Annotated in this window: 1 protein-coding gene; it reads left to right on the forward strand. The window is 37.4% G+C overall.

Features of this window, described 5'->3' with window-relative positions:
- Positions 1-90 precede the first annotated feature (90 nt).
- On the forward strand, positions 91-954 hold the full coding sequence (locus Q4557_RS19745) for a hypothetical protein (protein ID WP_303415035.1): 864 nt from the start codon (positions 91-93) through the stop codon (positions 952-954).
- The last annotated feature ends 96 nt before the right edge of the window (positions 955-1,050 follow it).

The following is a 1,050-nucleotide window of genomic DNA, read 5'->3' on the forward strand; positions in this document are numbered from 1 at the left end:
TAACTTAGCGATGGTATCTTTGAAGTTTGAATTGAGCAGCCTGGAACATTATTGTGCTGCTATTGAATAAGCTGTTAGTTGCACTTAATCATGGATGGTGATGATATGACTTCCTCAGATAAAAATGAAAGTGTCAATACAGCAACTAATAAGCCAGAAGTTGCTTTAAAAAAGGATGTTGAAGACATTCGGTCTAAGTTGCTCGAACAAGAGCACCGCACAATTAATATCATTGGGCAACTCATCAAGCCGCCTAAGAATTGGACAGAAGAAGATAAAAGAGCAAATAAACGAGCATTTTATTGGACAATTGCAAGGTTCTTTATACCTGGATTGGGGCCTGGAAGCGGAACAGGCTTAATTGCAATTGCATCGGTGGCATTACTAGCTTTTCAATCTTTAAGTTTAAATACTCAAACAGAGTTATTAGCAGATCAAACACAAGTTATTTCCGAAGAACTTGAGTTACGCAGGCAAGAAATTGAGTCATTAAGGCCTGTTTTAACCATCGTTCCCCGTAGAAGCGATAAGCATTTACGTATAGCAAATGAAGGTACAAGGGAAGCTAGAGTTGAAACTATTAGCATTACAGCATCTAATTTCGAACAAAGTAATGGTGAAATAGAAGGTTTTCCACCTTACTCTGTTTTTGAAAAAAGTTTAGGCAATAGTTGCACCCTTCGTGTTGAACAAAGAATGCGGGATGACACTTTAATTTATCCAATCAAACATGAAGGCAGTAGAGAAAAAGAATTTCTACTTATTCAAAGAGTTTGTGATAATGATGATGGAACTAGATGGAGTGTATGGGATTTTGATGAACTAAAAAACATTAATACTAGTATTTGTTATTGTATGCAAGACAGGGATAGGTGCTGGGAAATGCATGGGAAATGGTATTCTTTGGGGCAAAATACAATCCTAAACACGAGACCTGTGAAGTCGTGCAACTAACACATATGAGCCTTCCACCGAGACTGTAACTAATTTTGTGTAACTGCTTATCAACACGTACTCTATAGAGAGTCAAGGATAGGCAGATACTCATGA

The organism is Shewanella sp. 5_MG-2023 (assembly GCF_030547465.1).
Lineage (GTDB): Bacteria > Pseudomonadota > Gammaproteobacteria > Enterobacterales > Shewanellaceae > Shewanella.